The sequence below is a fragment of the Pseudomonas sp. CC120222-01a genome, assembly GCF_003097235.1.
Taxonomy (GTDB): domain Bacteria; phylum Pseudomonadota; class Gammaproteobacteria; order Pseudomonadales; family Pseudomonadaceae; genus Aquipseudomonas.
This window is the reverse complement of the sequence record NZ_QEQQ01000004.1, coordinates 317,146-326,648: the sequence shown is the minus strand read 5'-3', so window position 1 is coordinate 326,648 and position 9,503 is coordinate 317,146. Positions and strand designations below refer to the sequence as shown.

Annotated in this window: 8 protein-coding genes; 2 read left to right on the top strand and 6 right to left on the bottom strand. The window is 63.1% G+C overall.

Features of this window, described 5'->3' with window-relative positions; translation table 11 throughout:
* The coding region (locus N430_RS08425) for an ABC transporter permease subunit (protein WP_116583638.1) at window positions 1–584 on the bottom strand (584 nt) is incomplete at its 3' end.
* 44 nt (window positions 585–628) lie between these two features.
* Window positions 629–1,789, bottom strand: a complete 1,161-nt coding sequence (locus tag N430_RS08420; RefSeq protein WP_110639811.1) for a glycine betaine/L-proline ABC transporter ATP-binding protein — start codon at window positions 1,787–1,789, stop codon at window positions 629–631.
* Window positions 1,790–2,146: 357 nt separating this feature from the next.
* On the opposite strand from N430_RS08420, the gene N430_RS08415 reads away from it, so the two are divergent.
* A complete protein-coding gene (locus tag N430_RS08415; RefSeq protein WP_110639812.1) occupies window positions 2,147–3,127 on the top strand; it encodes a LysR family transcriptional regulator in 981 nt (326 codons plus the stop codon).
* 362 nt (window positions 3,128–3,489) lie between these two features.
* Here the strand turns inward: N430_RS08415 and N430_RS08400 are convergent, their stop codons facing one another.
* Together N430_RS08400 and hisN are read right to left on the bottom strand one after the other, a co-directional pair.
* Window positions 3,490–4,221, bottom strand: a complete 732-nt coding sequence (locus N430_RS08400; RefSeq protein ID WP_110639817.1) for a hypothetical protein — start codon at window positions 4,219–4,221, stop codon at window positions 3,490–3,492.
* A gap of 216 nt (window positions 4,222–4,437) precedes the next feature.
* A complete protein-coding gene (hisN, locus tag N430_RS08395; protein ID WP_110639813.1) occupies window positions 4,438–5,229 on the bottom strand; it encodes a histidinol-phosphatase in 792 nt (263 codons plus the stop codon).
* A 219-nt stretch (window positions 5,230–5,448) separates the two neighbouring features.
* Here hisN and N430_RS08390 point away from each other — a divergent pair, with 219 nt between their 5' ends.
* Complete coding sequence (locus tag N430_RS08390; protein WP_110639814.1) at window positions 5,449–6,096, top strand: LuxR C-terminal-related transcriptional regulator; 648 nt, start codon at window positions 5,449–5,451, stop codon at window positions 6,094–6,096.
* 125 nt (window positions 6,097–6,221) lie between these two features.
* Here the strand turns inward: N430_RS08390 and N430_RS08385 are convergent, their stop codons facing one another.
* Both N430_RS08385 and macA read right to left on the bottom strand, forming a co-directional pair.
* Window positions 6,222–8,225 carry a MacB family efflux pump subunit gene (locus tag N430_RS08385; protein WP_110639815.1) on the bottom strand — a complete coding sequence of 668 codons (2,004 nt, stop codon included), beginning with the start codon at window positions 8,223–8,225 and terminating at the stop codon, window positions 6,222–6,224.
* 2 nt (window positions 8,226–8,227) lie between these two features.
* The gene (gene macA / locus N430_RS08380) at window positions 8,228–9,385 is read right to left on the bottom strand and encodes a macrolide transporter subunit MacA (RefSeq protein WP_110639818.1); all 1,158 of its coding nucleotides are present in this window, start codon (window positions 9,383–9,385) and stop codon (window positions 8,228–8,230) included.
* Between the last annotated feature and the right edge of the window lie 118 nt (window positions 9,386–9,503).

Sequence of the window (9,503 nt, the reverse complement as noted above, 5' to 3'; positions counted from 1 at the left end):
CGGGCGGCTTCGATCTTGTCTTCCGGGACCTGGCGAATGCCGAGGTTGGTCAGGCGCACCAGCGGTGGCAGCGCGAAAACGATGGTCACCAGTACACCCGGTACGTTACCGATACCGAACAGCATCACCACCGGCACCAGGTAGACGAACGCCGGCAGGGTCTGCATGGCGTCGAGCAACGGCCGGATGATGCTTTCCAGGCGGTTGCTGCGGGCGCAGACGATGCCCAGCGGGATGCCGATCACCGCGCAGAAGAACACCGAGGTCAGCACCAGCGCCAGGGTGGTCATCGACTCGGCCCACACGCCAATAAGGCCGAGCAGGGTCAAGGTGACGAAGCACAGTAGCGCCATGCGCTTGCCCGCCAGCTGCCAACCGAGCAGCGACGAGAGGATGATGCCGATGGTGGGCGGAATGCTCTGCAAGGTGAACTCGATGCCGTTGAGCACCTGGTCGATCGGCCAGCGGATGGCACGGAACACCTCGCGGAAGTTGTGCACGAGGAAGTTGAGGGTTGCGGTGACCCAGTCACCCAGGGGGATGGTGGCTGCCTGGAACGGGTCGAGAAGGCTGAATTCGGACATGAGGGGCTACCTTTGTTGATCGCAGCGGGCGCTTCTTCTTGTACTTAGTGGCGGCTCAGGGTCTGCAACAGCTCGTTCTTCGACACGGTGCCCTTGAAGGCCCCCTGGCGATCGAGCACCGGTACCGGATACGGCAGGTCGGCCGCAATGCCCAGTACCTCATGCAGTGGCGTATCGGTGTACACCGGCTGCTGCTCGTGAAGGCTGTAGCGTTCACTGGCGCTGGCGCCATTGGCATCGGTGTCGACCACGCCGAGCAACTGCCCGCGGTCGTCGACCAGATAGCCGAACGGCACACCGGCCTGGAAGCTCGGCGCCTTGCCATTGACCTTGCACACCACGGCCGGGTCGAACTTGGCCAGGTCTCCAGCCTTGAGCACTCGTGAGCTGTCGAAGCTCTTGAAGAAGGTGCGCACGTAGTCGTTGGCCGGCTGGTTGATCAGCTCCTGCGGGGTGCCGATCTGCACCACCCGCCCGCCTTCCATGATCGCGATGCGATGGCCGATGCGGATGGCCTCTTCGATGTCGTGGGAAATGAAGATGATGGTGCGCTGCTGTTCGGCCTGCAGGCGCATCAGCTCGCCCTGCATCTCGCTGCGGATCAGCGGGTCGAGGGCGGAAAACGCCTCGTCCATCAGCAGGATCGTCGGGTCGTTGGCCAGCGCCCGGGCCAGGCCCACGCGTTGCTGCATGCCGCCGGAGAGCTGGTGCGGGTAGCTGTGCTCGTGACCGGCCAGGCCCACCTGGCTCAGTGCTTCCCGGGCACGGCTGTGGCGCTCGGCTTCGGGCACACCTGCGATTTCAAGGCCAAAGGCGGTGTTTTCCAGCACGCTCATGTGCGGCATCAGGGCGAAGGACTGGAACACCATGCCCATTTCCTTGCGGCGCACGTCGAGCAAGGCTTTGTCGGAGAGCCCGGTGATTTCCTTGCCGTTGAGGTGGATGCTGCCGGAAGTGGGTTCGATCAGGCGGTTGAACAGCCGCACCATGGTCGACTTGCCCGAACCGGACAGGCCCATGATGACGAAGATCTCGCCACGCTTGACGGAAAAGCTTGCATCGAACACGCCGACGACGTGGCCGGTCTTGCTGAAGATTTCGTTCTTGTCGGCGCCCTTGCGGAGCATCTCCATGGCCATGTCGGGGTTGGGCCCGAAAACCTTGAAGATGTTTTTTACCGAAAGAATCTCATCGGCATGGCTCATACGACCCTCTTTATTATGCTTATTAACCAATCTTTGAACATCGCACTTTCAATAAGGCGGGTAGAGATCAGTGCGAGTACGCTTGGCAGTCCGTTCAAATTCGAACGTGAGTCAAAACCGGCACGCAGAATGTCCTGCTTCAAAATTATTAGACATCGCTGTCGCGAATGCCGCGCCGTGGTTTTACGTTAGGCCTTGATCCAGAGCAGGTCCAACGACATTTGCATGGCGCTAACCATTACCTGAAGTTATCAATCGGCCCGGCACACGGTGGCAGAGCGCCTGCGCATTTACCGCCAGGCCGTTGACAGGCTAGAGTGACCCACTTGGCTAGACGAAGGACCTCGCCCCACCACCATGGTCAGACACTCCGAACCCGATCAGACGCTGATCAAGATGCCGTCGCTGCGCGCCGTGAAAGTCTTCGTCGCCGCCGCCAAGTACCAGAACTTCACCCGTGCTGCCGAGGCCCTGTGCGTGACCCAGGCCGCCGTCAGCCGGCAGATCCGCGAGCTGGAAACGTATCTGGGCGCCGATCTGTTTACCCGGGTGGGCCGGGCGGTGGAACTGACCGTGGCCGGCTCGATCTTCTTCGATGCGGTGCAGTTGTCGTTCGTCAACATTTCCCAGGCCGCCGAGCGCATCCGCAGCAACACCAACACCCGGCATGTGGTCACCCTGTGCTGCTCGCCCGCGTTTGCCGCGTTATGGATGGGCCCGCGCATGCCCAGGTTCCTCGAAGAGCACCCGGACATCGACATCAACCTGGTGACCACACAGAACTTCCTGTCGATGGAGCCTGGGGTGCGCCCGGACATCTACATCACCAAGCTGGTGAAGGTGCAGGCGGGCTATAGCTCGCATCAGCTCAATCATGACGTGATCTACCCGGTATGCACGCCCCAGTACCTGGCTGCACACCCAGAGTTGCGTACCCTGGAGGGCTTGCGCGACGGCACGCTGCTCAACCTCAGCCCCTATGGCCGCTCGCAAGTTGCGGAGCACGTCGACTGGAATGTCTGGCTGGCGCTGCATGATGTCGACCTGAAGAGCCGCGCCAGCACGGCGCCGCATTTTTTCAATGCCAACGACTACAACCTGCTGGTGCAACTGGCGCTGAACAACCAGGGCGTGGTGCTGGGCTGGCACCACCTGATCACACCGCTGGTGGCCCAGGGCTTGCTGGTACGACCGGTGGAGCAGGAACTGGTGCTCAAGGACACCTTCCATTTCCTGGCCTTCAATGAGGAAAAGGAACACGACTCCAGTTGCCGGCGCCTGCGCGAGTGGTTGTTGCAGGAGTTTCAGCCGTTGCTGGAGCAGTTGCGTAACACCTGATGGGTTGTTCGCCTTGGGTTTTGCAGTGCCTGAAAGGTTGTTCGCCGCAAGCCTTGCAGCGCCTGTGAGATCGAGCGCCGCCCGCGCGGCGCATCGCGGGCAAGCCCGCTCCCACATCTGTTTCGGGCCAGTTACTCCTGTGCCGCCAACAGGATCCCCCTTGGCGCATGACTGGAGACAGGTGAGACTGCATCAGCGCCCACCGAGATGCATCGCCATGCCAACAAGGCGGTCCCTGTTGGCTTCACAGGAGAGATTGGCCCGAAACAGATGTGGGAGCGGGCTTGCCCGCGATGCGCCGCGCGGGCGGCGCTCGATCTCACAGGCGCTGCAAAACTCATGGCGAGCACTACGGCCCAACCTCACTGCACCGGCAAGAAGTTCATCAACAACAGGCTCTGCGCGTAATTCAGCCCGATCCGCCGATAGCGCTCATCCAGCAGTTCCGCCAGCAAGTCCAGCCGCGCCACGATCTTGCCGAACTCCACGGCAAAACTCAGGTTGCTGCCCTCTTCCGAGATCTCGTTGGAAAACAGCAACAGCACCCCGTTGGCATCCTGCCGCTGGCTGAGCATCCAGGTTGCCTTCTCGATATTGCGTGCGGCGTTGTTGACGAATAACGGGTCGATGGTATCGGTCATGTAGAACTCGGTACGCCCGCCATGCGCGGTGATCAGCATGCTGCCGATGGCGTAGATGAAGGCGCCGACCCGGTCGCCGCGAAACTCCGGGCTCAGGGCATAGCTCAGCGCGGCAAGGTCGCGGCGGTTACCCATCTGCGGCAGCGGCTGGCGCTGTTCGATGGCGACGCGGATCTGCCGCTCGGCGGTAGCGGCGTCGAGGTAGCCGGACATCTTCCACTGGTTGGGGTTGCGCAGGTACAGCTTGTTCATCAGCAGATACAGGCTCTGCAGGTTGTCGCGCATGGCCAGTGTGGCCATGCGGTCGACGCTGGTCTGGAACAGCTCGCTGGGCTTGCCGTTGCCGAACTGGCTGACGATATCGTGGCCTTGCTGCTGGCTGCAGCCGGCCAAGCCTATGAGGGTGCCCGCGAGCAGCAGGCTAGAGAGGATACGGGAATTGCTTGCAACCATCGGCACCAGGGTCATCTTCGGCGGTCGCACTGGGTATCGGTGCGGCCTGGCCAAGCATAGAGCCCGAAAAAAAGAAAAAGTGCGGTGATGGAAGAATCTGGATACCTGTACTGGCCTCTTCGCGGGCAAGCCCGCTCCCACAGGGACCTCACTGCACTTGAGAGCAGTGCAGTACTTGTGGGAGCGGGCTTGCCCGCGAAGAGGCCGGTAAAGCCATCACATGGCGTGACGCAACATCTCCACCACCTTCGCATGCAGCGCCGGGTCGCCGCAGGCCACCACACAGCCGCCATTTTGCGCGCTGCTGCCATCCCACGCCGTGATCACCCCGCCCGCCCCTTCGATGATCGGCATCAGCGCCTGCACGTCATACGGCTGCAGGCTCGCCTCGACGATCACATCGACAAAGCCCGAGGCCAACATGCAGTACGCATAGCAATCACCGCCGTAACGCATCAGCCGCGCCTTACCAGCCACAGCTTCGAACGCCGCCTTGCGCGCGGCTGTGTCGAACATGTCGGGCGTGGTGCACATCAGCGTGGCCGATGCCAGGTCGGCGCAGGCACGCGTTTTCAGCGGTGTACCGCTACGCCATGCACCTTGCGGGGTGCCGACGAAGCGTTCCCCGGTGAACGGCTGGTTCATCACGCCCACCACCGGGCGGGTGCCGTCGTTCAGGGCAATCAACGTACCCCACAGCGGCAAGCCGGTGATGAAGGCACGGGTGCCATCGATAGGGTCGAGCACCCAGGTCAGCGGGCTGCTGCCCACCGCAACGCCGGCCTCTTCACCGAGAATGCCGTGCTCCGGGTAGCGCGCCTGGATCAGCTCACGCATGGCATCTTCGGCTGCCTTGTCGGCGACGGTCACCGGGTCGTACAGGCGCCCACCCTTGTCCTCGACCTCCAGGCTGGCGCGGAAATACGGCTTGATCGCCAGCGCAGCGGCATCGGCCAGCTGCTCGGCGAAAGCTTGGAATTCGCCGATCTGTTCAGCGCTCAGGGACATGGGGCAGGCCTCGTGGAAAATGTCGGGGCTGCATCATACCCGACAACCCGCGTGGCAGTAGACGCTTGCGAACAGATGCCACTATTCTGCCATTATCGCTACTTCATTTAACGGTCACTCAATCGTTGTACTAGGATACCAACCACCTCCCGCCGCGGGCCCAGGATGCTGGCCGGCAGCCAGGCGGGACCCGCTCCACCGGACCTCATGGATGACACGATGAATTCGCACCTGCTCTACCCACAGATCGGCAAAGTCATTGCCAGCACCGGCAGCCGCCAGTTCCCGCGCATGCTGCACGACCTGATCAAGGCCCACCTGACCATCGACGCCGTGCACATTCGCCAGTTGCCTGTGGTGGCAGCCGAACGCGGCGACGACGACTCGGCGCTGATCAACGAAACCGTGTTCTCTTCGGACCGCCGCCCAGAAGGTGATTTCAGCGACCCGGCGCGGTTGCACCTGATCCGTCGCAAGGGCGAATCACGTTATGAGATCCAGGTGCTGCGTGCAGGCTCGACCTATGGTTTTTCGGCCCATGAACGCAGCCGGCTGGATGACATCTCGCCGCTGCTGCTGCCGATGCTGGAAAAGCATATCGATGCCCTGCAGCCCGCTGCCCAGCGCTGCGCGCCAGAAAGCCTCGAAGCACGTTTTCTGGAGCGTATCGCCCAGTCCGGGCTGACCCTGTCGGAGCGTGAATGCCAGGTGTGCCTGGGGCTGCTGGCAGGGCTTACGGCGCCGGAGCAGGCCGAACGGCTGGCGCTGAAGGTGAATACCGTGGAGAGCTACCTGCGCCGGGCGGCGATCAAGCTGGGGATCAGTGGCCGGCATTCGTTGATGCGCTGGATGTATGCCGAGGCCTGAATCTCTTTAACCTGTGACGGCCTCTTCGCGGGCAAGCCCGCTCCCACAGGTACCTCGCAAACCTCAAGGCAGAGGTGATCCTGTGGGAGCGGGCTTGCCCGCGAAGAAGCCGGCACAGACAAACCTCAATCCCTGGCCAACGCCTCGATCGGGTCCAGCCGCGCCGCATTCCTGGCCGGCACAAACCCGAACACCACCCCAATCAAGGTCGAACAGGCAAACGCCATCACGATCGACGCCGGCGAGAACACCATCTCCCACTGTTTCACGAACAGCTCGAACAGATAGCCGATCCCATACGACAGCCCGATCCCCACCACCCCGCCAAACAGGCAGACCATCACCGCTTCCACCAGAAACTGCTGGCGAATGTCCGACTGCCGCGCCCCCACTGCCATGCGAATGCCGATTTCGCGGGTACGCTCGGTCACCGACACCAGCATGATGTTCATCACCCCGATACCGCCCACCACCAGCGAGATCACCGCGATCAGCGACAGCAGCAAAGTCAGCGAGCGGCTGGTCTTCTGCACTGTCTGCATGATGCTGTCGAGGTTGTTGGTGAAGAAGTCCTTGGTGCCATGGCGCTGCAGCATCACCTTGGTCACCTCCTCCTCCACCCGCTTGCTCGGCACGCCGTCCTTGATGCGCACGCTGATGCTGTCCAGGTGCCGCTGGCCGAGCACGCGCCCGGCGGCGGTTTCGTAGGGCACCCAGATGTTCAGCTGGTTGCTGGCGACGAACAGGTTCTTGTTCTCGGCGGTAACACCGATCACCGTGCACGGCAGGTTGCCGACCAGGATCACTTGCCCCAGCGGGTCGACATTGCTGCCAAACAGGCGCTTGCGGGTGTTGTGGTCGATCACCACCACCTGGGCCTGGCGCCGCGCGTCGTCGGCGCTGAACACGATGCCGGCGGCCAACGGAATGTTGCGCACCTGGAAGTAGTGTTCGCTGACGCCGTTGAGCTGCACATCGACATCCAGGTTGCGGTAGCGTACCAAGGTGCTCTGGCCGATCACCGGGGTGGCGCTGTCGACGTAGTACAACGCGTTCAGTGCTGCCACGTCGGCGGGTAGCAACGTTTCGATGGTCTTGGCCCGGCTGTCGCCGAAGTTGCTGCCCGAGTAGATGTCGATGGTATTGCTGCCGATCGCCTGGATGTCCTTCAGCACATAGCCCTTGGCCCCTTCGCCGATGGCCGAGATCGACACCACCGAGGTGATGCCGATGACGATCCCGAGCATGGTCAGCAAGGTGCGCATACGGTGCGAGATCAGCGCGATCCAGGCCATCTTGAAGGCCTCACGGAACATCCCCAGGCTGGCGACCAGGCGCCGTGTGGCCTGCGTCTTGGGCGCAGGCTCCGCAGCCGGCGTGGGCAGGGCCTCACGGGCGTTGCTCTGGTCGCTGATGATCTGCCCGTCGCTGACTTCGATGATGCGTTCGGCATGGGCGGCCACTTTGGGGTCGTGGGTTACCAGGATCACCGTGTGCCCGGCGGCGTGCAGCTCCAGCAGGATGTTCATCACCTCCTTGCCGCTGGCGGTGTCCAGGGCGCCGGTCGGCTCGTCGGCGAGGATCACCTGGCCGCCGTTCATCAGCGCCCGGCAGATACTCACCCGCTGCTGCTGGCCGCCGGACAGCTGGCTGGGGCGGTGCTCGAGGTGGCCGTCGAGGCCCAGGCGGGTCAGCAGTTCCTGTGCCCGCTGGTGGCGCTGGCCCTGGGGCAAGCCGGCATAGACGGCCGGGATCTCGACGTTGTGCAGGGCATCCAGGTGCGGCAGCAGATGGTAGCGCTGGAAGATGAAGCCGAAGTGGTCTCGCCGTAGCGCTGCCAGGGCATCGTCGTCCAGCTCGCGGGTTTCCTGGCCGCCGACCTGGTAGCTGCCGCTGCTGGCGTTATCCAGGCAACCGAGGATGTTCATCAGGGTCGACTTGCCCGAGCCGGAAGCCCCGATGATCGCCACCAGCTCGCCGCTGCGAATCTCCAGGTCGATGCCCTTGAGCGCGTGGAACTCGCGGTCGCCGGCGAGAAAGCTGCGGGTCACGCCCTGCAGGCACAGCAAGGGCTCGCCCTGGCCGCTGGCGACGGCCAGGTGCGGGGTCAGCTCAACAGTCATGTTCATGCTCACGCCCCTGCTTCGCCGGACACCGGTTCGCCGATCACCACCCGGTCGCCTTCGGCCAGGCCATCCTTGATCTGCACCTTGACGTTGTTGTTGATGCCGGTCTGCACGTTACGCACCTGGGCAAAACCCTTGGCATCGAGCACCCGCACCGGGAAGCTGCCGTCACCATTGCGCAGGCCCAGCGCCGCCACCGGCATGGTCAGCACGCCCTCGGCGGTGTCCAGAACGATGTGTACCTGAGCGGTCATCGAGATGCGCAGACGGTGTTCGGGGTTGGGCACTTCGAACAGGGCGTTGTAGAACACCGCGCCTTTGGGCTTGGTGCTGCTGCCATCGCTCTTGTCGGTGCTTTGCGCGTAGTTCTGCGGCGCGGGCTCGGTGCCGCGCAGCTTGGCGTAGTAGCGTTTGTCCTCGCCGAGGATGGTGAAGTACACCTCTTGCCCCGGGGTGATGTGGATCACGTCGGCTTCGGAAACCTGCGCCTTGACCGTCATGGTGTCGAGGTCGGCCAGCTTGAGCAGCACTGGCGCCAGCTGGTTGGCGATCACGGTCTGCCCTTCCTGGGTGACGATGCCCACCACATGGCCGGTGATCGGTGCGTTGATGCGGGTATAGCCAAGGTTGACCTTGGCCGTGTCGATCTCGACCCGGGCGCTCTGGATCTGTGCGTCCAGCGAGCGCACCGAGGCCTGTTTCACCTCGTAATCCGATTCGGCGTTTTCGAAGTCCTGGCGCGACACCGACTCGTCGGCCTGCAGCTCGCGGTAGCGCTCGTAAACGCGCTTGGCCTGCCTGAGCTGGGCCTGGGTCGAGCGTTTTTCGGCCTGCAGCTTCTCCTCATCGACTTCGGCCTGGCGCAAGGTGTTGCGCAGTACCAGCGGGTCGATCTCGGCCAGCCACTGGCCCTGGCTGACCTTGTCGCCCAGCTTGACCTTGAGCGACTTGAGCTGCCCGGAGACCTGCGCGCCGACGTCCACCTGCTTGATGCCCTCGAGCATGCCGGTGGCCAGCACCGCGTTCTCGATGTCGCCCTTCTCCACCGTGGCGACGATGTACTGCGGCGGCTTGGCCGGGGCCTGGATGGCATACAGGCTGATGCCGGCGACCAGGGCCACGGCGGCGCCGAGGCTGAACTTGCGGAATCTGGACTTATCCATGAACATTCACTTCCATTCAATTCACATCATCAACAGCTTGCCTCTCGCCCTGTGGGAGCGGGGTCACCCGCGAATGCGTCAGTGAAGCCACTACCGCATTCGCGGGTAAACCCGCTCC